Below are 25,824 nucleotides of genomic sequence, written 5' to 3'. Positions count from 1 at the left end.
AATATAAAACTTTCTTAAAAAAACCTTCTTAAAAAAAGGTGATAAAGGGTCTCCCTCTTATCACCTTTTTATTAGTTCACAACATTGAATTAAGCTTGAACAGCTACTTCTTCACCTTGTTTAGCTTCAAGAATCGCATCAGCCATTTTACCAGTTAAAAGTTTAACTGCACGAATCGCATCATCATTCGCTGGGATAACAACATCGATTTCGTCTGGATCACAGTTTGTATCAACGATACCAACGATTGGAATGTTTAATTTCTTAGCTTCCGCAACAGCGATACGCTCTTTACGAGGATCGATGATGAATAATGCATCTGGAAGTTGTTTCATGTCTTTAATTCCGCCTAGGAATTTTTCAAGACGTTCTTGTTCTTTCTTTAATTGTACTACTTCTTTCTTAGGTAGTACTTCGAAAGTACCGTCTTCAGACATTCTTTCAATATCTTTTAAGCGGCCAATACGCTTTTGAATTGTTTCAAAGTTTGTTAGTGTACCACCTAACCAACGTTGGTTTACATAGTACATACCAGAACGGCCTGCTTCTTCTTTAACAGAATCTTGAGCTTGTTTCTTTGTACCAACAAAAAGAACAGTTCCGCCGTTACCAGCAAGTTCCTTAACCCAGTTATAAGCTTCTTCAACTTTTTTAACTGTTTTTTGTAGGTCAATGATATAGATACCGTTACGCTCTGTGAAGATATATTTCTTCATTTTTGGGTTCCAACGGCGTGTTTGGTGTCCAAAGTGTACACCAGCTTCAAGCAATTGTTTCATAGAAATTACTGACATGATTTTTTCCTCCTAATGGTTTGTTTTCCTCCGCTCACTTCATTTCTAAACAGAAACTGTTTTGAACAGCACCATCTGTTTAAATCAATGAGCGTGTGTATTAACACCATGAAATAATATAGCATATGTGATAATAACAATCAAGCATTACTTTACTAAAAAAATAAAATCCCTAGCGAGGCTAGGGAATGTTTATACTTAATTTGCTCTTAGTTTATCTAATTCAATCAAGAACTTATCATTTAAGACTTTGATATATGTTCCTTTCATACCAAGTGAACGTGATTCAATTACCCCAGCACTCTCAAGTTTTCTTAGAGCGTTAACGATAACCGAACGGGTAATTCCAACACGGTCCGCAATTTTAGAGGCAACCAATAACCCTTCACGACCATTTAGCTCTTCAAAAATATGCTCAATCGCTTCCAGCTCACTATATGATAATGAACTAATCGCCATTTGAACAACGGCTTTACTTCTTGCTTCTTCTTCGATTTCTTCTGACTTTTCACGAAGAATTTCCATTCCTACAACTGTTGCACCATATTCTGCAAGGATTAAATCTTCATCATGGAATTTCGCTTCTAATCTTGCAAGGATGAGTGTTCCAAGACGCTCTCCTCCACCAATAATTGGCACAATTGTTGTTAAACCTGTACGGAATAAGTCTCCGTTTTCCACAGGAAAAGCAGTATATTGGCTTTCAATATCAAGGTTTGAAGATGTTTCTTGAATATTAAATAAACCATTTGTATATTCTTCAGGAAATTGACGATCCTCAAACATTTTTTTCATTCTTTCGTTTTCAATTTGCTGATAAATTGAAAAACCAAGAAGTTTTCCGCGACGGCTGACAATATACACATTTGCTTCAATTGTTTCGCTCAATGTCTCGGACATTTCCTTAAAATTAACTGGTTTTCCAGCCGCCTTTTGCAATAATACGTTAATCCTTCTAGTTTTTGTAAGTAAATCCATCTGTTTCTTCCTCCTAAGTAACTACAACCATTATTAAATTTTAATCAAGCATAATTTCTACATTTTAGGTATTTAATAAATGAACACTGCTTCCTTAATTAAAAAAGCAAATGGTCACTTTTATAGGATAAACTGACTTAAATCTTTGTTTTTCGAAATAGCACCGAGTTTATCATCTACATACTGTGGTGTAATGGTAACTTTCTCCATAGAAATATCCGGTGCCTCAAAAGATAAATCTTCTAAAAGCTTTTCTAGTATGGTATGAAGACGTCTTGCACCAATATTGTCTGTATTTTGATTCACTTCATATGCAACTTCAGCTATTCTACGAATAGCATCGTCAGAAAATTCAATTTGTATACCTTCTGTTTCCAATAATGCTTGATATTGCTTAATTAGTGCATTATCCGGTTCGATTAAAATCCTGAAAAAATCTTCCACAGTCAATTTCGTTAATTCAACACGAATCGGGAAACGCCCTTGAAGCTCTGGAATTAAATCTGAAGGTTTGGCCATGTGAAACGCGCCGGCTGCAATAAATAAAACATGATCTGTTTTTACTGACCCATATTTTGTTACCACTGTTGAACCTTCAACTACAGGTAAAATATCTCGTTGGACACCTTCTCTTGATACATCCGCTGAAGAACCTCCCGAGTTCTTGCTAGCAATTTTATCAATCTCATCAATGAAAATGATGCCATTTTGTTCCGCTCGATAGATTGCTTCTGACGATACTTCATCCATGTCAATTAGCTTAGAAGCTTCTTCACTAGTTAACACCGTTCTCGCTTCACGAACAGTCAATTTGCGCTTTTTGCGTTTTTTAGGCATAAAGCTGCTAAGGGCATCTTGCATATTCATTCCCATTTGTTCAATTCCTGAACCTTGAAGCATATCAAACATGGATGGTGTTTGCTCTTCTACTTCTACCGTAACGATTTCTTCCTCAAGCTGCCCTAGTGCTAATTTTTCTTTCACAATTTTTCTTTTTTCTGTGATTGAATAATCTTCTTGTTGAGTTTCTGTATCTGTTGACGGGTTGCTGCCGCCAAATAGCATCTCAAGCGGATTTTTAAAGTTATTTGCTTTCTTAGCGGACGGAACTAGTAAATCAATCAGTCGGCTGTTTGCATTTTCTTCAGCTCGTTCCTTTACACTTTGCATTCGTTCCTCTTTCACTAAACGCACAGAGGTTTCAGCAAGATCTCTAACCATGGATTCAACATCCCGCCCGACATAGCCCACTTCCGTAAACTTAGTAGCCTCAACTTTGATAAAAGGAGCACCAACAATTTTAGCAATTCTTCTGGCAATTTCCGTTTTCCCCACGCCAGTTGGCCCGATCATCAAAATATTTTTAGGGATAATTTCATCCCTAAGTTTTTCATTTAACAATCCTCTTCTGAATCGATTCCTGAGGGCAACAGCCACTGCTTTCTTAGCATCCTTTTGTCCAATGATATATTGATCAAGTTTTTCAACTATTTGTCGAGGGGTTAAATTAGTGGTTCTTCCCATAATATAAGTCTCCTTCCGTTATAGCTCTTCCACAATAATGTTATGGTTCGTGTACACACATATTTCCGCTGCTATTTCTAAAGAAGCTTTCGCTATTTCCTTTGCAGACAAGTGGTCTCCTGCATATTTCTTTAACGCACGACCCGCGGATAACGCATAGTTACCACCTGAGCCAATCGCTAGAATTCCATCATCCGGTTCGATTACTTCTCCAGTTCCTGATACAAGCAGTAAATATTCACGATTCATAACAATTAGCATTGCTTCAAGCTTCCTGAGCACTTTATCGCTTCTCCACTCTTTGGCAAGCTCCACAGCAGCTCTCTGAAGGTTCCCGTTAAATTCTTCCAATTTCCCCTCAAATAGTTCAAAAAGAGTAAATGCATCTGCAACAGAACCAGCAAAACCAGCAAGTACTTTTCCATTAAATATCTTTCTAACTTTTCTTGCTGTGTGTTTCATCACTACCGCATTACCAAATGTCACTTGTCCATCACCTGACATTGAATATTCACCATTATGATGGATTGCAAATATCGTTGTCGCATGAAATTGGTTCATAAAGATGAACCTCCTTTTGGAGTGATTTCGATTTAATTTTCGCACAGATAATTATGTAACATGTGAAATTTCAATTTGTAAATACTCTATAATTAACTTTAAGAAAATATTCACATTTGTCATAATATTCTCCTCGCAAGGGCTACTAAATCGTAACATACTTCTAATCCCCTTGCAATAAAATTTACAAAACTTTCATAAAGTTCTGAATTGTTTCCAGCGCTCTATTTGCGTGCTGTAAATTCCTCTCTTGCTTTCCTTTAATTCTTACCGGCAGTTCGGGAAATAAACCAAAGTTTGCATTCATTGGCTGGAAATTCTTAGCGTTGGTTGTCGTAATATAATGTGCCATGCTTCCAATCGCTGTTTCAGCCGGAAATTCAATTGGATCCAATTGTTGGCTTAACCGAGCAGCATTTATTCCTGCAATTAACCCGCTTGCCGCAGATTCAACATACCCTTCTACCCCTGTCATTTGACCAGCAAAGAATAAATCTTCTCGGTTTCGGAATTGATAGGTGGCTTTTAAGACCTTTGGAGAATTTATAAACGTATTACGGTGCATCACACCATAACGGATAATTTCTGCATTTTCTAATCCAGGAATTAATTGAAGGACTTCCTTTTGTGCGCCCCACTTTAAATGTGTCTGAAAACCGACAATATTAAAAAGGGTTCCTGCTGCATCATCTTGACGAAGTTGCACTACTGCAAAAGGTCTTTTTCCTGTTTTTGGATCTTCTAATCCTACTGGCTTTAACGGACCAAACAGCATCGTTTTCTTTCCTCGTGACGCCATTACTTCAATCGGCATACACCCTTCAAAAAAAACTTCCTTTTCAAATTCTTTTACAGGAACTGTTTCAGCAGAGATTAGCGCCTCATAAAAACGGTTAAATTCTTCTTCGTTCATTGGACAGTTTAGGTAAGCTGCTTCCCCTTTATCATAACGGGATTTTAAATAAACTTTTTCCATATCAATACTATCTTTTTCAAGTATTGGTGCAGCGGCATCGTAAAAATAAAGATATTCCTCGCCTGTTAGCCCCTTTAGTTTTTCAGAAAGATCAGGACTTGTTAGCGGGCCTGTGGCAATAACTGTTATACCCTCAGGAATTTCCGTTACTTCTTCATTTACTACCGTCACATTTTCATGATTTTTTACCATTTCAGTTACTTTTGCTGCAAATTCATGGCGGTCCACTGCTAGCGCACCCCCGGCAGGTACAGAACAAGCATCTGCAGCCGCGATGATGACGGAATCAAGCTTTCTCATTTCTTCTTTTAATACACCTACTGCATTTGTTAATGTATTAGCACGTAAAGAATTACTGCAAACTAATTCTGCAAATTTATCAGTATGGTGGGCAGGGGTTTGCCTCACTGGTCTCATCTCGTAAAGTCTTACTTTGACCCCGCGTTTTGCAATTTGCCATGCTGCTTCACTTCCTGCAAGGCCAGCCCCGATTACATTTATAGTTCCATCGTTCATTTATTATCCTCCTAATATTAACCTTGGTTTATGTAAATGTGGAAAAGTTCACATACCTATCATTACCTTTCCCACAATTAAGTCCAACTTGCATTGTACTATACGAATGAAAAAGAAAAAAGTTTTAAGCAACTCGGAAATATTTTTAATTATGATTATACAAAATGAAAAGAGTGGACTTTGTCCACTCTCCCCCTTAGTTTTGCGGTTCCTCTTTGTAATCACAACTAACACATTGAACTTGCACGCCTTTTTTTAATTTCTTTTCAACCAGCATGCCTTCACATTTAGGACATTCCCTTGGCAGTGGTTTATCCCAGGAAATAAATTCACATTCAGGGTATTTGGTGCACCCGTAAAATAATCTCTTTTTCTTGCTTTTACGCTCAATGATTTGTCCCTCTTTACAACTCGGGCAAGTTACTCCGATTTCTTTGACAATTGGTTTTGTGTTCCGGCAATCAGGAAAATTGCTGCAAGCCATAAATTTCCCATAGCGCCCCATTTTAAAGACCATAGGGTTCCCACAGTTCTCACAATCTTCCCCTGCAGGCTCATCTTTGATTTCAACAGATTGCATTTCTTCTTCAGCTTTTTTTAAATGAATTTCAAAATCTTGATAAAAATCATCGATAATATTGACCCAAGGGACCTTTCCATCTTCGATATTATCCAATCCCTGTTCCATTTTTGCTGTAAATTCAACATCTAGAATATCTGGGAAAAACTCTAAAATTAACTCATCGATAATTTCACCAAGCTCGGTAGGTACAAATCTTTTATTATCAAGCGCTACATACCCCCGCTTTTGAATGGTGTCGAGTGTCGGTGCATATGTCGACGGACGGCCGATTCCCAGCTCTTCCAGCGTCTTAACCAGTCTTGCCTCCGTATACCTTGGCGGAGGCTGAGTGAAGTGCTGCTTCGGCTCGATGTCCTTTTTAAACACTTCATCCCCAACTTTTAGGTCTGGAAGCATTTTATCTTTTTCATCTACATTGTCATCTGAACCCTCAACATAAAGTTTCATAAAGCCAGGAAACTTTATTTTTGAACCATTAGCTCGGAATAAAACATTCCCATTTTGCAAGTCTACGCTCATAGTATCCATAACAGCCTGTGCCATTTGGCTCGCTAAAAACCGTTCCCAGATTAATTTATATAAGCGTAGTTGGTCTCTTGATAAAAATGATTTTAAGCTATTTGGGTCTCTCAATGTACTTGTCGGTCGAATCGCTTCATGTGCATCTTGGGCGTTCGATTGTTTCTTCTCTTTTCTTTGCTCATCTTTTAAATAATCTTCCCCATACTCTGAGCGGATGTAGCCAGCAGCCTCGGTCTGTGCTACTTCTGAGATCCGTGTTGAATCCGTTCTCATGTATGTAATCAGACCAACCGTTCCTTCTTTTCCAAGCTCAATCCCTTCATATAACTGCTGTGCAAGCATCATCGTTTTCTTAGCTCGAAAGTTTAGTTTTCTGGCTGCTTCTTGTTGCAAGGATGAAGTAATAAAAGGTGGAGCAGGGTTTCTTTTTCGTTCTTTTTTTGTAACTGACATGACTTTAAACTTATTGTCATCCATTTGGCTTAGGATGCTTTGGACATCTTGTTCGGATTTAAGTTCAAATTTTTCTTTACCCGCTAATGAAAAATATTGGGCACTGAAATGGTCTTTTCCTTTTAAAAACTCGCCATCTATCGTCCAATATTCCTCTGGGACAAAGGCTTTGATTTCATTTTCTCGATCGATAATTAGACGGACGGCAACAGATTGAACTCGGCCAGCACTTAACCCTTTCTTCACCTTTTTCCAGAGAAGCGGACTGATATTATAGCCTACAAGCCGATCGAGAATTCTACGTGCCTGCTGGGCATCCACCAAATCCATATTAATTGGACGTGGATGCTTAAAGGACTCTTTTATCGCATCTTTTGTTATTTCATTAAAAACGACTCGACAATCAGAACTAATGTCGACTGATAAACTATGGGCTAAATGCCATGCAATTGCTTCCCCTTCACGATCCGGGTCAGCTGCGAGATAGATTTTTTTCGCTTTTTTAGCTGCCGTTTTTAAATCTTTTAAAACAGGACCTTTTCCACGAATCGTAATATATTTTGGTTCATAGCTATTTTCTACATTAACCCCCATTTGGCTCCGTGGCAAATCGCGAATATGTCCCATTGATGCTTTTACTTTATATTTATTTCCTAAATATCGTTCAATCGTTTTCGCTTTTGCCGGCGATTCAACGATTACAAGAAAATCTGCCATTTAAATATCCTCCTTAAGAGGGAAAGTGTAGAAGCGCCCCGAATCTGGCAAAATTTCTGTTTCTAAGGTGCTTTTCAATTGAGAAGCTTTCCTACATACCAGTTTTACCTAAATTGACCGGAGAAAATACTTTACAAAACTGCCCTATCCCAAAGTTTTTCTTTTATATGTGTTTTACATAATTATTTATTCCATGTGCAAATATTCTTTTTTTCGAACATCTGTTGGAAAATGTATAACAAATTAGAAATTATTGCAACCTTTTTAAGCTAATTTCTCCATTTATTCATAAAAACCTTTAAAAATAAACAATTTTTCTTAAAAAATTTATTGCTAATCTAGAGTTTTATTTAATTTCAACTAATATATCCTCCGCATCGGTTACTAGCTTTGCCCCCTGTTGAATTAATTCATTTGCACCAATGGAATAAGGGTTAAAAATGCTTCCAGGTAAGGAAAATACCTCTCTTCCCTCATTGACCGCAAAATTGGCGGTAATAAGAGAACCGCTTTTTCGCTTTGCTTCTATAATAAGTGTCCCCTTAGACAAACCACTAATGATTCGATTCCTCGATGGAAAATGCCATCTAAGCGGCTTTGTATCCGGCGGATACTCTGAAAGAACAAGTTGATTTTTCATCATTTCTAAAGCTAAGTTCATATTTTCCTTGGGATAAATATGATAAAACCCACCAGCAATCACGGCAATGGTATTTCCACCATTTTTTATCGCATATTCATGGGCAAGTGCGTCAATCCCCTTAGCTAAACCACTTACTATTAATATCCCTTTGTCTATTAAACCAGGAAAAATAATTCTAATGGCATTTTTTCCATATTGGGTAGCCTGACGGGAACCAACTACGGCAAGTTTGGGGTCTTTTTCGAGAAGGGAGATATCGCCCTTGGCAAACAATGCCCATGGTGGTTGATAAATTTCTTTTAACAATGAGGGATATTCCTTATCCAAAATAGTGATTACAGCTATATCATTGGTTTCGTATTGGCGGATTTGGTCTCGAATGATGTCGGGATTAAATGAGGAGCTAGAAGATTTTTCTGAAGGGTTACTGGAGGTACTAGGTGGAAATAAACTGGTCTGGTGTGTGAATTGGGATTGGATTTTATAGACGTTTTTCAGGGTTGGGTCTTTTTTTAGCATTTGTAAAACGGCGCTCCAGGAAATATTTGGATAATGCAATAAAGATATCAGTTTCTCTTTAAATTCGTCCATTTTTAATAATTGCCTCCTTATAAATATAAGATTAGACAAATAGCCCCTCAATTATGAGGGACTATTTGTTAAACACTAGCAGTAAATATTAGTGTGTTTTACACTTTTCATATAAACCTTGTTCTTTTAATACTTCAATTAAAGTTTCACCCATAACAGATGGTGTATCAGCAACTTTAATTCCGCATTCGTTCATGACACGGATCTTTTCATCTGCTGTACCTTTACCGCCTGAGATAATCGCACCTGCATGTCCCATACGTTTCCCAGGAGGCGCTGTACGTCCACCGATGAAGCCGACAACAGGTTTTGTCATGTTCGCTTTCACCCATTCAGCTGCTTCTTCTTCAGCAGTACCACCGATTTCACCAATCATGATCACAGCGTATGTTTCAGGATCTTCATTAAATGCTTTTAAAACATCGATGAAGTTTGTTCCATTCACCGGGTCGCCACCAATACCAACAGCAGTTGTTTGACCAATACCAGCTTGAGTTAATTGATGAACAGCCTCGTATGTTAATGTTCCAGAGCGGGATACAACGCCGACATGTCCTTTTGTATGAATGTAACCAGGCATAATCCCGATTTTACATTCATCAGCAGTGATAACACCTGGGCAGTTTGGACCAACTAAGCGGGTCTTTTTGCCTTCCATATAACGTTTTACTTTTACCATATCTAAAACTGGAATATGTTCAGTGATACAAATGGCAAGATCCAACTCAGCATCGACAGCTTCGATAATCGCATCTGCTGCAAATGGTGCAGGTACGTAAATAACAGAAGCTGTAGCGCCTGTTGCAACAACAGCATCTTTAACCGTATTAAAAACAGGAACGCCTTCTACTTCCATTCCGCCTTTACCTGGAGATGTCCCACCAACAATTTGTGTACCATATTCAAGCATCTGTTTTGTATGAAAAAGGGCGGTTGCACCAGTGATCCCTTGAACAATAACTTTTGTATCCTTATTAATAAAAACGCTCACGTTAATTCCCCTTTCTATGATCCTATTTCACTAATGAAACGATTTTTTGTGCGCCATCAGCCATGGATTCAGCAGCAATAATTTCTACAGTTGACTCAGCTAAGATTTTCTTACCTAATTCAACATTTGTTCCCTCTAGGCGAACAACAAGTGGAACACTTAGACCAACTTGCTTAGCTGCTTCTACAACACCCTCAGCAATAACATCACACTTCATGATTCCACCAAAGATATTAACGAAAATACCTTTTACGTTTGGATCAGAAAGGATAATTTTGAATGCTTCTGTAACCTTTTCAGCTGTTGCGCCGCCCCCAACATCCAGGAAGTTAGCAGGGTCGCCGCCGTAATGTTTAATAATATCCATCGTAGACATGGCAAGACCTGCACCGTTAACCATACAACCAATGTTTCCGTCTAAAGCAACATAGCTTAGGTCGTATTTTGAGGCTTCGATTTCCTTTGCATCCTCTTCTTCAAGGTCACGATACTCAAGAACGTCTTTTTGACGATATAGAGCATTTGAGTCAAAGTTCAATTTTGCATCAAGAGCCATTACCTTACCATCACCTGTAACAACAAGCGGGTTAATTTCTGCGATAGAACAATCTTTTTCGATGTATGCATTGTATAGAGCTGTCATAAATTTAACAGCTTGATTAATTAATTCTTTTGGAATATTAATATTGAATGCAATGCGACGTGCTTGATAAGGCTGTAAGCCTACAACCGGATCAATTTCTTCTTTGAAAATTTTCTCTGGAGTCTTTTCAGCAACCTCTTCAATTTCCGTACCGCCCTCTTCTGAAGCCATTAAAACAACACGAGAAGTTGCACGGTCTAATACTAGTCCAACATAGTATTCTTTTTTAATGTCACAGCCCTCTTCAATAAGGAGACGTTTAACTTCTTTACCCTCTGGACCTGTTTGGTGTGTTACCAATGTTTTTCCGAGGATTTCGCTTGCATATGTACGAACCTCTTCAAGGTTTTTTGCTACTTTAACACCACCGGCTTTACCCCGACCACCAGCATGGATTTGTGCTTTTACCACACATACCTGTGTACCTAATTCTTTCGCTGCTTCCACTGCTTCTTCTACAGTGAATGCTACTTTTCCATTCGGAACCGCAACCCCGTATTTTCTGAGGATCTCTTTCCCTTGATACTCATGGATATTCATTTCCCATCCTCCTATTCAAACTCTTCTAAAAACTGACTCCGTTTTCATTTTATATAATGATACATACCTTGTCTACCATTATGCTAAAAAATTATATACGCCTTGAAAATATTCTAAATTGTCAATAATTTTTTCTTGAATACATCAAGGAAATAGGAACCTCAAATGGAATATTTTGTTTTCTAGAATAATAATAAAAACAGGCTTAGCCTGTTTTACAGATTATCTAGACAGGTGGTCTGGTCTATGCGACAGTACCTGTTGATTTCCGTTCCAGGTGCGAGCGGTTCGCGGGCGTGCCGGGGAGCCTCCTCGTCGCTTTGCTCCTGCGGGGTCTCCCCTGCCCCGTACTCTCGCAGGAGTCTTCGCACCTTCCACTCCAACCAACAGGGGGCAATCAAACAAAGAATCGCTACACTATTGTGTTTTCCTTAAATAAAATCCTTGACTGGTGCAAAACTTTTTCTGTGATAGGAAGTGATCCCATGTGTCTTGATAGCCTCGATATGCTCTTTTGTTCCATAGCCCATGTTTTGCTGAAATCCATAGACTGGATAGGTTTGTGAAATTTCCTGCATCAGTGTATCTCTTGCGACTTTTGCTACAATCGATGCGGCAGCGATTGAAATACTTTTTGCATCACCCTTAATAATAGATTCAGAGGGAAAGGGAATTTCAAGTTTCATTGCATCAATAAGTAAAAAGTCTGGTTTTGGTCCTAAAGATGCAATAGCAATATTCATTGCTTTTTTTGTCGCTTGATAAATATTCATTTCATCAATTTCATGGGCATGAATCATCGAAATACTGAAGGCTATGGCTTCTTTTCTAATGATTGAATCGTATTCCAAACGTTTTTTTTCAGACAGCTTTTTAGAGTCGTCTATTCCTGCAAGAAAAAAGTCATGTGGCAAAATGACAGCTGCTGCAACTACTGGACCCGCAAGCGGTCCTCTTCCGACTTCGTCAACACCTGCAATCATTTCAAAACCTTTTAAGCGCCATTTATGTTCATAAACATTCATTTCATCAAATTTTTCTTTTAGGTGTTGTTTCTCAGCATATTTCTTTTTCCATCTATGTACCAACTGTTGAACACCTTTACGCTCATCTTGAAAAAGGTTCAATAAGAACGGATCAGATTCGATCACGATATTTTCTAATCGCTGCTCAATCTCTGCGATGGTTAATTGTTTCATTCTATCACCTGCAATTTTGATGGTATTATTTTCTATTAACAAGCAAAATAACACCCAATTTTTCGTTCGCATTGGGTGTTATTCACACTTTTTAGGATAAGACTAAGTCTTTTAATTTGAATGGTTTGTCATTACCAAAAATTTCTTGTTCCAATCTTTTTCCTGTTGGAGTCGCTGCAAGTCCACCCTCAGCTGTTTCTCTTAAAGCAGATGGCATGGATTGGCCTATTAAAAACATGGCATGAATGACTTCGTCACAAGGGATCCTACTTGTAATCCCCGCCAACGCCATATCTGCTGCCGTAATCGCATTAGATGCGCCCATTGCATTCCTTTTTACACAAGGAACCTCAACTAAACCTGCAACTGGATCACATACTAATCCAAGCATATTTTTCAAAGTGATCGCCATCGCCTCAGCTGCCTGCTTAGGCGAGCCTCCTGCTAATTCAACAATTGCTGCTGCAGCCATTCCACTCGCTGATCCTACTTCTGCTTGGCATCCACCTGCCGCGCCAGAAATAGAGGCATTATTTGCGACTACGAAACCGAAAGCCGCTGCCGTAAATAAAAATTCAATCATTTCTTGGCGAGTTGGATTTAATCTTTCTTTTACAGCAAATAATGTTCCTGGTACTACGCCTGCTGAACCAGCTGTTGGTGTAGCACAAATAACACCCATTGCTGCGTTCACTTCATTAGTTGCCACTGCCTTACTAACGGCATCTAACAAAATGTTTCCCCCTAGTGCACGACCACTTTTAATATAGTTTTGAAGCAACACTGCGTCGCCGCCAGTTAGGCCTGTATGGGAGTGTACTCCCTTCAAACCTCTTTCCACTGCTTGTTCCATTACCACTAAGTTCCTATCCATTTTACCTAGAACTTCTTCTCTAGAAAGACCAGATACCTCGATTTCTTGACGAATCATGATTTCTGCAATTTTAACTTGATTGCTCTCTGCAAGTTGAACAAGTTCGGCTACATTTCGAAACATTTGAACACCTCCTGATGTCAAGTAAGTTTATCTAATCAGCCATGCGAATGATTTGTGATACATTTGAAAGATGCTGTAATTCCTCAATTACCTGGTCATCAATTTTCTGGTCGACTTCAATAACCATTAAAGCCATTTCACCTTTTTCTAATCGCGAAACTTCCATATGGCCAATGTTAATTTCATATTTTGATAACACACTTGTTACGGCTGAAATGATACCAAAACGGTCTTGATGAATAACTAATATTGCAGGGTGTTCACCTGAAAGTTTCAATGGGAATGAATTTATTTCAGTAATCTCGATTGTTCCACCACCAATTGAAATCCCAACTAATTCAAGTTTGTTATCTTCATTATATAAATTTATTTTCACGGTATTTGGGTGATCTGTTACTGCTTCTTCAGTGCGAAAGGTCACCTCTAAACCCATTTCTTTTGCAATTTCCAAAGATTTTGGCATTCGTTCATCAAATGTATCCAAATCTAACAGTCCAGCCACAATGGCAAAGTCTGTTCCGTGTCCTTTATAGGTTTTTGCAAACGAACCGTACAATGAGATGACTGCTTTCTTTGGCGCTTGACCGAATAATGTTCTTGCTACCCTGCCAATTCGTGCTGCGCCTGCGGTATGTGAGCTTGATGGGCCAATCATGACAGGACCAATAATATCAAATGCAGAACGATATTTCATTTAGGACGCTCCTTTATTTTCTATACAATTATATTACAAGATATAAGGCAAAATAGCCTTCGATAAATACTGGGAAAAATACATAAAAAAGACTCTCCGTCCGGAGAGTAAAAACTAATTCTTTATTCAGAAATTATATCATCAGGTCGTTCAAATGTAATCCGGCCAAATTTCTCGGATCTAATTTCCTTGATGACCAATTCAGATACTTTATCATAATCAACGATACCTCCAGCCGCAAGGCAGCCGCGCAATACACCTATTTTATCAAACATCTCTACAACATCTTCAGGTAGAGTCTCAAGACTGTAACGCTCCTTTAAGCGCTCAGGATAATCCCGTTCTAAAAACCTTAGGACATAAACCGTGAGATCTTGGAGGTTCAGTAGTGTATCTTTGATCGCCCCCGTAACGGCCAGTTTTTTGCCAACTTCTTGGTCCTCAAACTTGGGCCATAATATTCCTGGCGTGTCTAGAAGTTCCATTTCCTTCCCTACTTTAATCCATTGTTGGGCTTTCGTAACACCTGGAGTATTACCGGTCTTAGCGATATTTTTCTTCGCTAACCGATTAATCAACGTCGATTTACCCGCATTGGGAATTCCGACTATCATTGCTCGAATCGCCCGAGGATTCGTAACCCCTCTTGCTCTGAGACGGTCAAATTTTTCTTTTAATATTTCTTGTGAAACTTGCGCAATTTCTCTCATTCCTTCTCCAGCCTGAGAGTTAATTGCTAGTGCTTTAATTCCTTTTTCGGCAAAGAAGTTAATCCATTCCTTAGTTGCTTCTCGATCAGCCATGTCTGCTTTATTTAACAAGACAAGCCTTGGCTTATGCTGAATAATTTCATCAATCATTGGATTTCTCGATGAGTAGGGAATCCTCGCATCCACCAATTCAAATATAATATCAACTAACTTTAACTTTTCTGTAACTTCTCTGCGAGCCTTTGCCATATGGCCAGGAAACCATTGAATCGTCATCGTTGGCCACCTCCCTTAAAATCGAAAGCGCCTTGACCAAGGCGCTTTCGCTGGATAGTAAACTTTATTTCACTGTTACGATATGTGCATCATTTAAAGGCCAGTAAACGAAACTTGTTTTACCAATTATTTTACTATATGAAACGGTCCCAATGTGACGACTATCTTTACTGAAACGGCGATTGTCGCCCATCACAAACAGTTCACCTTCCGGAACTGTTTTTCGACCTATTTTTTCTTCCAAAGTGAATGGATCTGTTAATGGCCCATCTTGGACTTCTTTTTTATACTTATCCAAATATGGTTCTTTATACGCTTTTCCATTAACATATAATGTATCATCTTTATACTCAATGGTGTCGCCGGGCAGTCCAATTACGCGCTTTATGTAATCCTTTTGCTCTGGAGCATGAAAGACAATGATATCAAATCGCTTTGGCGCCCCAATATTATAACTAAACTTATTTACTATCATTCGATCCTGGTCCTTCAATGTAGGCATCATCGATAACCCATCGACAACAATTGGAGCAAACAGAAAGTAACGAATAACAGCAGCTAAGATAACTGCAATCAAAAGGGCCTTTGTCCATTCCCACAGTTCATTTTTCTTTTTTGTCATCGCAATCCCCGCCAATCTCAGTAAAAAAATGTTTTATAAAGCTTATTTTACATAACTTCAACAAATTTAACACGATGGGAACATATTTTTTAATCAAACTTTAATAATTTGTTAAAAAACAAGCAATAAATTGATTAACACAAAATATCTCATTAAGGGTTTCAAATCAATATACATAAAAAAAGAGCCTGCTTCCAAGCAAGCTCTTTTTCTTTTCTATTATCGAATCTCTTTAATTCTTGCTTTTTTACCACGAAGGTTACGCAAGTAGTAAAGCTTAGCACGGCGAACTTTACCGCGACGAAGTACTTCTAGCTTCGCAATTTTTGGTGTGTGTACTGGGAAAGTACGCTCAACGCCTACTCCGTAAGAAATTTTACGAACTGTAAAAGTTTCGCTAATTCCACCACCACGACGCTTAATCACAACACCTTCAAATAACTGAATACGCTCACGAGTACCCTCGACAACTTTAACGTGTACACGTACAGTGTCACCAGGACGGAAAGCAGGAAGATCAGTACGAAGTTGTTCTTTTGTGATTTCTTCAATCAATTTTTGCATCGTTTTCAACTCCTTCCAACAGACGCTCATGCACATCAAACTTCAAAATCCATTGCAGCGGAACATCGTTATAAGACTACAATCTGATTGGTATCAGCTCAAGTCACAAGAAGTATCATACCATAATTACTAGGCACGTGCAATACTACTTGTATTCTTTTTTTATTTCTTTAAGCCATTTTTCCTGCTCACCTGTTAATTCTATTTTCTCGAAAAGGTCTGGGCGTCTTTCAAGTGTTCTACGCAATGTTTCTTTATTACGCCATTCTTCTATTAACTTATGATTCCCCGACATTAGGACTTCTGGAACCTTTAGGCCTCGGAAATCAGCTGGTCTTGTGTAGTGAGGATGTTCTAGCAGTCCCGTACTGAAGGAGTCTTTCATATGTGATTCCTGATTGCCTAACACTTCTGGCAGAAGACGGACTACACTATCAACAACCACCATTGCACCAAGTTCACCACCAGTCATGACATAATCACCAATCGAGATTTCATCTGTTACCACATGTTCCCTTATTCGCTCATCGTATCCCTCATAATGACCGCAAATAAAAATTAAATGCTCTTCTTTTGACAATTCTTCAGCTTTTCGCTGCTCGTAGCGTTCACCTTGAGGACAAAGAAGAATTACTCTTGGATTCTTACTTTTAGCTTTATCCCTTAGTGCTGATACGGCGTCAAAGATCGGCTGCGGTTTTAGTACCATTCCTGCACCGCCGCCATAGGGATAATCATCAACAGTAGAATGTTTGTTATCTGCATACTCACGAAAATTTATAACAGTATAGTTTACTGCAGATTTCTCAGCAGCTTTATTCAAAATTGATTGACCAAATACCCCGGAAAACATTTCCGGGAAAAGGGTAAGGATATCAATCTGCATCATGAAAGCAGCCCTTCCATCGGTTCGATTAGGACGACTTTTTCTTTCACATCTACTTTCTTGACCACATCATGGATATAAGGGATTAATAATTCTTTGCCGCCTTTACCCTTAACTACCCATACGTCGTTTGCGCCAGGTGATAGAATTTCAGAGACTTTTCCAAGTTCCTCGCCTTTTGTTGTAGCAACAAGACATCCAATAATTTCATGGTAATAAAATTCATCTTTCTTAAGTGTACCTAGTTGTGATTCTGGTACTTTTAAAATTCCTTCCCTAAACTTTTCTACCTCATTGATATTGTTAAACCCTTCAAATGTAAGTAATTCAAAATTCTTATGGGTTCGGCGGCTTTTGACTGTTAATTCAATCGGCGAACTTGAATTTGGCATAAACAAATATAATACATTTCCAGCCTTATAGCGTTTTTCAGGGAAATCAGTCTTTGATATGACTCGTACTTCCCCCTTAATTCCTTGTGTGTTAACAATTTTCCCGACATTAAACCATTTTTCCATTTCTTTATTCACCTTCTCTAATTTCCTCAATTATACCGTCTTTAATGATGATCTCGGACTGTCCTCGACGTTCATTCCACGAATCGCCTACTTTTACCTCAATAAGCGCTTGGACTTCCTTTTCCTTTAATTCACTGCCTAAAGGTAGCATATGTAATTGTTCGATTTGAAACTCAAGAAGCTTCTCTTTTTCCAAACGTTTATTGATTTCTTTTTCAAAATGATTCTTCAATGCACCCGGTGAAAAGTTCTTTGTTTTTTCCATCCGCTTCAACTCAAATTGAAGCTGGCTGTTTTCCCGTTGAAGCTGCAGTTTTTTAGCCTCATATTGATCGAATAATTTTTTCTTACTATCTTCCGTTAAAATTTGTTTGACCACAACAGTTTGAATGATTTGCAAAGAATATGCCTCCCTCACGCTCTCACATTGGTATGCAAAAAAGGGAGGAATTAATTCCTCCCTTTCATCTCGGTGCAAAAAGCTATTCACCAATTTCTAGAAAAATTTTCTTTTGTTGTGATGATCCTGCTGCATAAACAACAGTTCTAATGGCCTTTGCAACACGCCCTTGTTTACCAATCACTTTTCCCATATCTGTTTTATTCACAGACAGCTGATAAGTAATCCGGGTGTCGTCTTCTTTAACATCCACATGGACGTCTTCTGGAAAATCAACAAGGGGCTTAACAATCGTTTCGACTAATTGTTTCATCGTCGACCGTTTTACTTACTTAATTTTGCATTATGGAATTTTTCCATGATGCCTTGGTTAGAGAAAAGGTTACGTACTGTATCAGATGGTTTCGCACCGTCTTGTAACCATTTAAGAGCTAGTTCTTCGTTGATGTCAACTTTTGCTGGTTGCGCAACTGGATTGTAAGTTCCAACAACCTCGATGTAACGTCCATCACGTGGTGAACGAGAATCTGCTACTACGATACGATAGAAAGGGGATTTGTTAGCTCCCATACGTTTTAAACGAATTTTTACTGCCATTTTAAAAAAGCACCTCCGAATAGTTTCACACAAGATAGTATATTATCAATTCTTTTATAGTTTGTAAAGTGTTTTTTCTTTACATACAGTATTACCAATTTTTTCAAGAATAAAACAAGTTAGAATGGATTAAATGGGAACTTAAATCCACCTTTTTTCTTGCCTTTTTGCTGCATTCCTGTCATTTGTTTCATCATTTTTTTCATGTCTTCAAACTGCTTCAACAAACGGTTTACTTCTGTTACAGAACGACCGCTGCCCTTAGCAATCCGGTTTTTCCGTTTCGCGTTCAAAATCTCAGGATTATTTTTTTCAGCCTTCGTCATCGAACGGATGATTGCTTCTACATGGGCAATTTGTTTTTCATCAATTTGAAGATTATTTAACCCTTTGATTTTATTTGCACCAGGCATCATCTTTAATAATTCGTCAAGCGGTCCTAAATTACGAACTTGACCAAGCTGATCCAAAAAATCTTCGAGCGTAAAAGACGCTGTCCGCATTTTCTGTTCCAATTCTTTAGCTTTTTCTTCATCCACATTAGCCTGTGCTTTTTCAATCAAAGTAAGCACGTCACCCATACCTAGGATCCTTGATGCCATCCGTTCAGGATGAAACGGTTCAAGAGCGTCTAACTTCTCACCTAAACCGACAAATTTAATCGGTATTTGCGTAACAGCTCGAATCGATAGTGCAGCTCCGCCCCTGGTATCGCCGTCCAATTTGGTTAATACAACACCAGTTAGACCGAGTTGTTCATTAAAGCTTTGAGCAACATTGACTGCATCTTGACCAGTCATGGCATCGACGACTAAGAAGATTTCATCAGGTTTTGTCAATTCTTTGATGTCTTTTAACTCACCCATTAATGCTTCATCTACATGAAGTCGACCAGCCGTATCAATAAGGACATAATCATTGTGCTCTTCTTTTGCTTTTGCAATTGCCTGCCTAGCAATCTCTACTGGGCTTACTTGATCACCGAGTGAGAAAACAGGCATGTCCAATTGTTTACCGAGGGTTTCAAGTTGTTTGATGGCAGCAGGTCGATAAATATCTGCAGCAACAAGTAATGGCTTGCGGTTATACTTTTTGCGAAGTAAATTAGCAAGTTTTCCTGAAGTTGTCGTTTTACCCGCACCCTGTAAGCCGACCATCATGATGACCGTTGGGGGACGATTAGACGCAGCGATTTTGCTTTGTTCTCCACCCATTAACTCCGTTAGTTCTTCATTAACGATTTTAATAATTTGCTGTCCTGGTGTTAAGCTTTTCAGTACTTCCTGCCCAATGGCACGTTCACTGACTTTTTTCACAAAATCTTTAACTACCTTGAAGTTTACGTCTGCTTCAAGTAATGCGAGACGCACTTCACGCATCATTTCTTTAACATCCGCTTCTGAGACTTTCCCTTTTCCGCGGATTTTCTGGATTGTATTCTGCAGTCGGTCGGCTAATCCTTCAAATGCCATTCATGCCGCCTCCTAATCTAAATTCTCCAACTCGGCAACAGCTTCTTGCATTGCCAGCTTTGAAGGGTCTTCTTCGTTAAGCAATTCTTTCACATTTCTTAAAAGTTTACTACGCTCTTGAAATTTATGAAATAACAGCAGCTTTTCTTCATACTCCTCGAGCATTGCCTCGGTCCGCTTAATATTATCATAAACGGCTTGTCGACTGACGTCATACTCTTCGGCTATTTCTCCTAATGAGAAATCATCTAAATAATAGAGAGACATATAGCTTTGCTGCTTTGGCGTTAACAACGAATGATAAAAATCATAAAGATAATTCATTCGTGTTGTCTTTTCAAGCATGCCAATCCCCTCCAACACGTATGTTAAGTGAAAAGCCTTTACATAAGTAGTTTACAGGGTCAGACATTATCTGTCAAGATAATCCCTTTACATCACTTATTCGGTTTGTTCAATTTCATGGGCAAATAATCCATATACATATTTCTCTGCATCAAATTCCTGAAGGTCATCCATTTTTTCTCCTAGACCGACAAATTTTACAGGAATTTTTAATTCATTGCGAATCGCAAGGACGATTCCACCTTTTGCTGTTCCATCCAATTTTGAAAGAACAATTCCACTTACATTTGTCACTTCTTTAAATGTTTTTGCTTGAATTAACGCATTTTGACCTGTTGTTGCATCTAAAACCAGGATTACTTCATGCGGCGCGCCAGGAACTTCTTTTTCGATGACACGCTTAACCTTCTCTAGCTCTTTCATAAGGTTTACTTTGTTTTGCAAACGTCCAGCAGTGTCACATAACAAAATATCGGACTTCCGTGATTTTGCTGCCTGAATCGCGTCGTACATAACTGCCGCAGGATCTGACCCTTCTGCTTGCTTGATGACGTCAACACCTACTCTTTCTCCCCAGACTTCTAGTTGTTCGATAGCACCCGCACGGAAGGTATCTCCTGCAGCCAATAGTACTTTCTTTCCTTCATTTTTAAATTTGTAACCTAATTTACCAATCGTGGTGGTTTTCCCAACACCATTAACCCCTACAAATAGGATAACAGTTAGACCGGCCTCTTGAATGTTTAATTGGGAGGATTGCTCTTCACCCGCATTATAGATATCAACCAATTTCTCAGAAATTACGCTTTGAACTTCCTGTGGGTCTTGGATGTTCCTGCGTTTGACCTCCATTTTCAACTCTTCAATTAGTTTCATGACTGTATCAAAACCAACATCGGCCTGGATCATAATTTCTTCTAATTCTTCAAAGAAGTCTTCATCCACTTTGCGGTATCTTGCGACTAAATCATTTACTTTTCCTGTAAAATTATCTCGTGTTTTCGTCAATCCTTCTTTAAACTTCTCAGTCACTGTATCCGTGGATTTTGTGATTTTCTCTTTTAACTTTTTAAAAAAACTCATTTTCTCACTTCCTAATTTTAAGATTCAACAAGCTCTTTGGTATCCTCTAAGCGTACGGATACAAGCTTTGAAACGCCTGATTCTTGCATGGTTACTCCGTATAATACGTCCGCTTCCTCCATCGTTCCTTTGCGGTGGGTAATTACAATAAATTGAGTCTCCTTACTATATCGTTTTAGGTACTGGCTAAAGCGCTGGACATTCGCTTCATCCAGGGCAGCTTCAACCTCATCAAGAATACAGAATGGGACAGGCCGGACTTTTAAAATTGAAAAGAGGAGTGCTATAGCTGTTAATGCTCGTTCTCCACCTGATAATAAGCTTAAATTTTGCAGTTTCTTTCCCGGCGGCTGTGCAACAATTTCGACACCTGTATTTAATAGATCTCCAGGGATGGTAAGTACTAAATCTGCTCTTCCCCCGCCAAAGAGTGACCTGAATACTGGCTCAAAATGCTCTCGAATACCATTGAAGGTTTGTTCAAAGCGTTTTTTCATTTCCTCATCCATTTCCTCTATTACCATGTAAAGAGTTTCTTTAGCCTCCTGGAGATCTGTCTTTTGTTCATTAAGAAACTCATATCGTTCAGATACACGATCATATTCATCAATCGCTCCGATGTTCACATTTCCAAGTTCCTCGATGGCCAGTTTGATGAGCTTAACCTTCTTCCTAGCCTCTTCTATCGGTATGGTTAATGGATATTGCTCCTTAGCACCTTCAAACGATAAAAGATATTCTTCCCTTAAGCGGGCAAAACGGTTTTCAAGGTCTACATCCAAACGGTTAATTTTTACTTCCTCGTCTTTTAAAACAACAATCAACCCACGCTGAAGTCGTTTTAATTCTTTTACTTCCAATTCTAAATCTTCTAATGTCGTCTTTAGAGTTAAGCGTTCTTCTCTTCGTACAGAAATTAACTTCAATGCGGCATCTTTATCTTGTTGTTTCCGAATTGCAGCAGTTTCTAACTGCGCCTCACCGGATGAACTATTTGTCATTTCCGAAGTTAACAGATTGAGGTCTTCGGTATACAAGGTAAGCTTTTGTTTACTCTCATCTAAATCCGCTTGTAATTGAGCTAAGCGTTCTTGTGTACTCATATACTGTTCATTCTTGGAGGCAAAGGCAACTTTTAAATCATTTATTTCATTCGAAAGTGCTTCTTTTGAAGTCAGATCATTCGACTTTTGTTCCGAAAGTTTCGATATTTGTGCATCTAGTTTTACTAAAGAGGTTTTGTAGTCATCCATTGCAGTAGATAATTCATTTTTTCTATTGGTTAGGGTTGTTTTCTCATCAGAAAATTGCCCTTTTTCAAGGTCATATATAGCTAATCGTTCATTAATGTTTTTTTCTTCGAGCTCTGCTTGGCGAAGGTCGCCCTTTAGTGTCAGTTCCCTTAATCTCAAATCTTCACCATTTTTACGCATTTCATCCAGCAAATTCTCTAAATCTTGAACCTCTGTTTTTAATGATTTTACAAGATTCTCTAACTGGATTGTTTTTTCTTCCATCACAATTAACTTTTCTTTTAGTTCCTCAAGTTCCCCCTTACGAGTTAATAAAGAAGAGTTTTTTTGCTTAACCGCTCCACCTGTCATTGAACCGCCAGGATTGACGATATCCCCATCAAGTGTAACCATCCGGCTGCGGTATTGAAGAATTTTTGCTAATTCATTGGCACCTTTTAAGTCTCTCGTTATAACCACATTTCCAAGAAGGCTGCTCATAACCTCCGCGAACTTAGGATCAAATTTCACAAGGCTCACGGCTGTTCCAATAAAAGATGGATGATTTTGAATCGAAGATAATTGGACTGGAGACAATGCTCTCCCCTTAATGACACTCAAAGGTAAAAATGTAGCCCTGCCAAAGGAATTTTGTTTCAAATATTGAATGGCTGATCGTGCATTTGGTTCATTATCCACCACAATATGCTGTAGTGACCCGCCAAAAGCAGTTTCTAATGCGGTTTCATACTCTTTTGGAACGGTAACAAGTTCCGCTACAGCCCCTTCAATTCCCTTGAGATTTTTCCCACGTACTTTAAGAACCTCTTTGACACCTTGAAAAAAGCCTGAGTAATCTTCTTCCATTTCTTCGAGCATATCTTTTCTTGACTGTGCCTGCTGAAGAATTTGATATGCCTGGTACAAAGTCTTTTCCTGTTTTTGATAATTATTTTTCGATGTTTCAAGCTTTCGTTGCTTTTCTCTATAGGTACCGACTTGACCCTCTATTTTTTGTTGTATTTCGTTTAATGAGGATTGGATATCTGATTTCTTACCTTTCGCGATTTGCCGCTCTTCAATAAACTTGTCATTTTCAATATCTAGACGGGAACTTTTTCTTTCCTGCTGTTCAAGCTGCTGTTCAATGTATTTCAATTCATTTTTTGCGCCAGCTTGGTCGTTAAGTATTTCAATATATTCACTTTTTAAGTTCTCTATTTTTTCTTCAATATTTTCATTAAATAATTGCAGTTTTGACTGTTTTTCTTTTAATTGTACTTGTAATTGGTTCACTTGCTTACTTAGTTCTTCAGCAGAAGTAGAAAAGCTGTCACGATTCTTTTTTAATTGGCTAATTTTATCAGTTATTTCAGTAATGTTCGTTTGAAGCTGTTCTTTATTTTGGGAAGAATTTTTCTTCCGTTCTTTTAAGACTTCTTTTCGCCCCTCAAGCTTTTCTAGTTCCTCTGTTGCATGAAGAAGAACGTTTTGCAGGTCAGTAATGGACTCATCGAACGCAGCTATTTGATCTCTTTTTTCAACAATCTTAGCTTCCTTTACTTGCAGTTCAGATGAGATTTTGAGTTCATCCTCCTGATGTACTTTTAACTGCTTTGAAAGGTCTTCCCATTTTTGGTGGAGATCTTCAATTTCATAAACAGTTAAGGAAACCTCAAACTTTTCAAGTTCCTCTTTTTTCTCCAGAAAATCTTTGGCCATTGATGCCTGTATTTTTAATGGTTCAACTTGGCTTTCGAGTTCGTGAAGTATATCATTTACGCGGTTTAAATTGTCCTGAGTCTCAAACAATTTCACTTCTGCCTTTTTCTTACGATGCTTATACTTTAGAACCCCAGCAGCTTCATCAAAAATGGTTCGTCTTTCTTCTGCTTTACTATTTAATATTTCCTCCACTTTTCCTTGGCTAATAATCGAAAATGCTTCTCGCCCCAGCCCAGAATCCATGAATAAATCAATAATATCTTTAAGACGGCATTGCTGTTTATTTATTAAGAATTCACTCTCACCCGATCGGGTTACTCTTCTCGTCACACTTACCTCGTTATAATCAAGGGACAAGCCTTGCTCTTGGTTATCTAAGGTCAATGTCACTTCAGCAAAATTAAGAGGCTTTCTTGTGTCACTTCCGCCAAAAATAATATCCTCCATTTTGCTGCCTCTTAGCGATTTAGCTGATTGTTCCCCCAAAACCCAACGGATGGCATCGGTTATATTACTTTTTCCACTGCCATTGGGACCTACCACCGCCGTTACGCCTGGAACAAAATCAACACCAATACGATCAGCGAAGGACTTAAAGCCAATAATGTCCAACCGTTTTAGAAACATTTCTTAATCCTCCCTATGCATGCAAGTTGGACTCCTTGCTAACATTTTGTCATTCTAAGTTGTTTTTGCCTTTAATATGTCTAAAGCCATTTGGGCGGCATGTTGTTCGGCTTCCTTCTTTGATTTTCCGGTTCCTACACCTAATTCCTTGCCATTCAAGGAAACTTTAGAAACAAATTCTTTGTTGTGGGCAGGTCCTATTTCTTGAAGTACACGATATTCAATTGTCCCTGTTCCATCTCGCTGAATGAGCTCCTGTAATTGACTTTTATAATCCATCACATGAGAAAAAGCACCAGCATTTATTTTAGGGAAGACTACTTTCTCAAGAAAACTAATCACTGTTTCAATTCCTTGGTCTAAATAAAGGGCCCCGATGAATGCTTCAAAAACATCAGCTAATAAAGCTGGACGTTCTCTACCACCTGTCATCTCTTCACCTTTACCTAACAATACTAATTTTCCAAAATGTAATTCATTAGCAAAAGATACTAGAGACGGCTCGCAAACTATGGCTGCTCGAAGTTTTGTCAATTCGCCCTCGGTCATTGTTGGATATTTTTTGTAAAGGAATTGTGAAACAGTTAGCTCAAGAACAGCATCCCCTAAAAACTCAAGTCTTTCATTGTCTTCGAAAGGCTTTCTGCGATGCTCATTCACATAGGATGAATGAGTAAATGCTTGTTTTAATAATTTTTCGTTCTCCATCGAAATACCAATCGTATGTTGAAAACCTTTAAAAAGATTTTCTTTTGCGCGATTATTCAACTCTTTTTCATTATTGTTCTTGCGCATATAAAACTTCTCCACCTTGCATCAAATAATTTACACACTACTACATTCTA

At 38.5% G+C, this 25,824-nt stretch carries 25 protein-coding genes; all 25 read right to left on the bottom strand.

What is annotated here, in order from left to right:
- Nucleotides 1-89 precede the first annotated feature (89 nt).
- Nucleotides 90-794, bottom strand: coding sequence for a 30S ribosomal protein S2 (gene rpsB / locus BR30_RS0119455; protein WP_026566457.1), 705 nt, complete (start codon nt 792-794; stop codon nt 90-92).
- A 198-nt stretch (nt 795-992) separates the two neighbouring features.
- A complete protein-coding gene (gene codY, locus BR30_RS0119450) occupies nt 993-1,772 on the bottom strand; it encodes a GTP-sensing pleiotropic transcriptional regulator CodY (RefSeq protein WP_026566456.1) in 780 nt (259 codons plus the stop codon).
- 120 nt (nt 1,773-1,892) lie between these two features.
- Complete coding sequence (gene hslU / locus BR30_RS0119445; protein ID WP_026566455.1) at nt 1,893-3,296, bottom strand: HslU--HslV peptidase ATPase subunit; 1,404 nt, start codon at nt 3,294-3,296, stop codon at nt 1,893-1,895.
- Between the two features lie 18 nt (nt 3,297-3,314).
- A complete protein-coding gene (hslV, locus tag BR30_RS0119440; RefSeq protein WP_026566454.1) occupies nt 3,315-3,857 on the bottom strand; it encodes an ATP-dependent protease subunit HslV in 543 nt (180 codons plus the stop codon).
- 184 nt (nt 3,858-4,041) lie between these two features.
- Nucleotides 4,042-5,349 (bottom strand): FADH(2)-oxidizing methylenetetrahydrofolate--tRNA-(uracil(54)-C(5))-methyltransferase TrmFO, encoded by a 1,308-nt coding sequence (gene trmFO / locus BR30_RS0119435; protein ID WP_026566453.1) that lies wholly within the window; start codon nt 5,347-5,349, stop codon nt 4,042-4,044.
- A gap of 196 nt (nt 5,350-5,545) precedes the next feature.
- Nucleotides 5,546-7,624 (bottom strand): type I DNA topoisomerase, encoded by a 2,079-nt coding sequence (gene topA / locus BR30_RS0119430; RefSeq protein WP_026566452.1) that lies wholly within the window; start codon nt 7,622-7,624, stop codon nt 5,546-5,548.
- A 346-nt stretch (nt 7,625-7,970) separates the two neighbouring features.
- Complete coding sequence (gene dprA, locus BR30_RS0119425; RefSeq protein ID WP_026566451.1) at nt 7,971-8,858, bottom strand: DNA-processing protein DprA; 888 nt, start codon at nt 8,856-8,858, stop codon at nt 7,971-7,973.
- A gap of 88 nt (nt 8,859-8,946) precedes the next feature.
- Nucleotides 8,947-9,849, bottom strand: coding sequence for a succinate--CoA ligase subunit alpha (sucD, locus tag BR30_RS0119420; protein ID WP_026566450.1), 903 nt, complete (start codon nt 9,847-9,849; stop codon nt 8,947-8,949).
- 22 nt (nt 9,850-9,871) lie between these two features.
- On the bottom strand, nt 9,872-11,032 hold the full coding sequence (gene sucC, locus BR30_RS0119415) for an ADP-forming succinate--CoA ligase subunit beta (protein ID WP_026566449.1): 1,161 nt from the start codon (nt 11,030-11,032) through the stop codon (nt 9,872-9,874).
- 431 nt (nt 11,033-11,463) lie between these two features.
- A complete protein-coding gene (locus BR30_RS0119410) occupies nt 11,464-12,231 on the bottom strand; it encodes a ribonuclease HII (protein ID WP_026566448.1) in 768 nt (255 codons plus the stop codon).
- A 91-nt stretch (nt 12,232-12,322) separates the two neighbouring features.
- A complete protein-coding gene (sdaAA, locus tag BR30_RS0119405; RefSeq protein WP_026566447.1) occupies nt 12,323-13,228 on the bottom strand; it encodes an L-serine ammonia-lyase, iron-sulfur-dependent, subunit alpha in 906 nt (301 codons plus the stop codon).
- Between the two features lie 31 nt (nt 13,229-13,259).
- Nucleotides 13,260-13,922, bottom strand: a complete 663-nt coding sequence (gene sdaAB, locus BR30_RS0119400; protein WP_026566446.1) for an L-serine ammonia-lyase, iron-sulfur-dependent subunit beta — start codon at nt 13,920-13,922, stop codon at nt 13,260-13,262.
- Between the two features lie 122 nt (nt 13,923-14,044).
- Nucleotides 14,045-14,908 carry a ribosome biogenesis GTPase YlqF gene (gene ylqF / locus BR30_RS0119395; RefSeq protein WP_026566445.1) on the bottom strand — a complete coding sequence of 288 codons (864 nt, stop codon included), beginning with the start codon at nt 14,906-14,908 and terminating at the stop codon, nt 14,045-14,047.
- A 64-nt stretch (nt 14,909-14,972) separates the two neighbouring features.
- A complete protein-coding gene (gene lepB / locus BR30_RS0119390; protein WP_026566444.1) occupies nt 14,973-15,530 on the bottom strand; it encodes a signal peptidase I in 558 nt (185 codons plus the stop codon).
- Between the two features lie 219 nt (nt 15,531-15,749).
- Nucleotides 15,750-16,094: a 50S ribosomal protein L19 gene (gene rplS, locus BR30_RS0119385; RefSeq protein WP_026566443.1), complete on the bottom strand. Its 345-nt coding sequence runs from the start codon at nt 16,092-16,094 to the stop codon at nt 15,750-15,752.
- 145 nt (nt 16,095-16,239) lie between these two features.
- Complete coding sequence (gene trmD / locus BR30_RS0119380; protein WP_197032394.1) at nt 16,240-16,980, bottom strand: tRNA (guanosine(37)-N1)-methyltransferase TrmD; 741 nt, start codon at nt 16,978-16,980, stop codon at nt 16,240-16,242.
- Nucleotides 16,980-17,498, bottom strand: a complete 519-nt coding sequence (rimM, locus tag BR30_RS0119375) for a ribosome maturation factor RimM (protein ID WP_026566441.1) — start codon at nt 17,496-17,498, stop codon at nt 16,980-16,982. The genes trmD and rimM overlap by 1 nt, the downstream gene beginning before the upstream one ends.
- Before the next feature lie 4 nt (nt 17,499-17,502).
- Entirely contained in the window at nt 17,503-17,898 is a 396-nt protein-coding gene (locus BR30_RS0119370) for a YlqD family protein (protein ID WP_026566440.1), read from the bottom strand.
- Nucleotides 17,899-17,980: 82 nt separating this feature from the next.
- Nucleotides 17,981-18,211, bottom strand: a complete 231-nt coding sequence (locus BR30_RS0119365; protein WP_026566439.1) for a KH domain-containing protein — start codon at nt 18,209-18,211, stop codon at nt 17,981-17,983.
- A gap of 11 nt (nt 18,212-18,222) precedes the next feature.
- A complete protein-coding gene (rpsP, locus tag BR30_RS0119360; protein WP_026566438.1) occupies nt 18,223-18,495 on the bottom strand; it encodes a 30S ribosomal protein S16 in 273 nt (90 codons plus the stop codon).
- A 119-nt stretch (nt 18,496-18,614) separates the two neighbouring features.
- Entirely contained in the window at nt 18,615-19,967 is a 1,353-nt protein-coding gene (gene ffh, locus BR30_RS0119355; protein WP_026566437.1) for a signal recognition particle protein, read from the bottom strand.
- A gap of 12 nt (nt 19,968-19,979) precedes the next feature.
- Nucleotides 19,980-20,312 carry a putative DNA-binding protein gene (locus BR30_RS0119350; protein ID WP_026566436.1) on the bottom strand — a complete coding sequence of 111 codons (333 nt, stop codon included), beginning with the start codon at nt 20,310-20,312 and terminating at the stop codon, nt 19,980-19,982.
- Nucleotides 20,313-20,408: 96 nt separating this feature from the next.
- Nucleotides 20,409-21,395 carry a signal recognition particle-docking protein FtsY gene (gene ftsY, locus BR30_RS0119345; protein WP_026566435.1) on the bottom strand — a complete coding sequence of 329 codons (987 nt, stop codon included), beginning with the start codon at nt 21,393-21,395 and terminating at the stop codon, nt 20,409-20,411.
- A gap of 17 nt (nt 21,396-21,412) precedes the next feature.
- Nucleotides 21,413-24,979 (bottom strand): chromosome segregation protein SMC, encoded by a 3,567-nt coding sequence (gene smc, locus BR30_RS0119340; RefSeq protein ID WP_026566434.1) that lies wholly within the window; start codon nt 24,977-24,979, stop codon nt 21,413-21,415.
- Between the two features lie 54 nt (nt 24,980-25,033).
- On the bottom strand, nt 25,034-25,774 hold the full coding sequence (rnc, locus tag BR30_RS0119335; protein WP_026566433.1) for a ribonuclease III: 741 nt from the start codon (nt 25,772-25,774) through the stop codon (nt 25,034-25,036).
- Nucleotides 25,775-25,824 lie beyond the last annotated feature (50 nt).

It is taken from the genome of Bacillus sp. UNC41MFS5 (assembly GCF_000686805.1).
Note: the sequence above shows the minus strand (reverse complement) of the source record. Positions and strands in the feature narration are given on the sequence as shown.

What these genes read in the sequence shown, in the direction of transcription:
- topA (WP_026566452.1), bottom strand. Translation starts at nt 7,624, where the DNA reads ATGGCAGATTTTCTTGTAATCGTTGAATCGCCGGCAAAAGCGAAAACG.
- rpsP (WP_026566438.1), bottom strand. Translation starts at nt 18,495, where the DNA reads ATGGCAGTAAAAATTCGTTTAAAACGTATGGGAGCTAACAAATCCCCT.
- rplS (WP_026566443.1), bottom strand. Translation starts at nt 16,094, where the DNA reads ATGCAAAAATTGATTGAAGAAATCACAAAAGAACAACTTCGTACTGAT.
- hslU (WP_026566455.1), bottom strand. Translation starts at nt 3,296, where the DNA reads ATGGGAAGAACCACTAATTTAACCCCTCGACAAATAGTTGAAAAACTT.
- BR30_RS0119410 (WP_026566448.1), bottom strand. Translation starts at nt 12,231, where the DNA reads ATGAAACAATTAACCATCGCAGAGATTGAGCAGCGATTAGAAAATATC.
- ftsY (WP_026566435.1), bottom strand. Translation starts at nt 21,395, where the DNA reads ATGAGTTTTTTTAAAAAGTTAAAAGAGAAAATCACAAAATCCACGGAT.
- ylqF (WP_026566445.1), bottom strand. Translation starts at nt 14,908, where the DNA reads ATGACGATTCAATGGTTTCCTGGCCATATGGCAAAGGCTCGCAGAGAA.
- hslV (WP_026566454.1), bottom strand. Translation starts at nt 3,857, where the DNA reads ATGAACCAATTTCATGCGACAACGATATTTGCAATCCATCATAATGGT.
- BR30_RS0119365 (WP_026566439.1), bottom strand. Translation starts at nt 18,211, where the DNA reads ATGAAACAATTAGTCGAAACGATTGTTAAGCCCCTTGTTGATTTTCCA.
- sdaAB (WP_026566446.1), bottom strand. Translation starts at nt 13,922, where the DNA reads ATGAAATATCGTTCTGCATTTGATATTATTGGTCCTGTCATGATTGGC.
- sucC (WP_026566449.1), bottom strand. Translation starts at nt 11,032, where the DNA reads ATGAATATCCATGAGTATCAAGGGAAAGAGATCCTCAGAAAATACGGG.
- trmD (WP_197032394.1), bottom strand. Translation starts at nt 16,980, where the DNA reads ATGCAGATTGATATCCTTACCCTTTTCCCGGAAATGTTTTCCGGGGTA.
- sdaAA (WP_026566447.1), bottom strand. Translation starts at nt 13,228, where the DNA reads ATGTTTCGAAATGTAGCCGAACTTGTTCAACTTGCAGAGAGCAATCAA.
- rnc (WP_026566433.1), bottom strand. Translation starts at nt 25,774, where the DNA reads ATGCGCAAGAACAATAATGAAAAAGAGTTGAATAATCGCGCAAAAGAA.
- smc (WP_026566434.1), bottom strand. Translation starts at nt 24,979, where the DNA reads ATGTTTCTAAAACGGTTGGACATTATTGGCTTTAAGTCCTTCGCTGAT.
- trmFO (WP_026566453.1), bottom strand. Translation starts at nt 5,349, where the DNA reads ATGAACGATGGAACTATAAATGTAATCGGGGCTGGCCTTGCAGGAAGT.
- BR30_RS0119350 (WP_026566436.1), bottom strand. Translation starts at nt 20,312, where the DNA reads ATGCTTGAAAAGACAACACGAATGAATTATCTTTATGATTTTTATCAT.
- dprA (WP_026566451.1), bottom strand. Translation starts at nt 8,858, where the DNA reads ATGGACGAATTTAAAGAGAAACTGATATCTTTATTGCATTATCCAAAT.
- ffh (WP_026566437.1), bottom strand. Translation starts at nt 19,967, where the DNA reads ATGGCATTTGAAGGATTAGCCGACCGACTGCAGAATACAATCCAGAAA.
- rimM (WP_026566441.1), bottom strand. Translation starts at nt 17,498, where the DNA reads ATGGAAAAATGGTTTAATGTCGGGAAAATTGTTAACACACAAGGAATT.
- rpsB (WP_026566457.1), bottom strand. Translation starts at nt 794, where the DNA reads ATGTCAGTAATTTCTATGAAACAATTGCTTGAAGCTGGTGTACACTTT.
- codY (WP_026566456.1), bottom strand. Translation starts at nt 1,772, where the DNA reads ATGGATTTACTTACAAAAACTAGAAGGATTAACGTATTATTGCAAAAG.
- lepB (WP_026566444.1), bottom strand. Translation starts at nt 15,530, where the DNA reads ATGACAAAAAAGAAAAATGAACTGTGGGAATGGACAAAGGCCCTTTTG.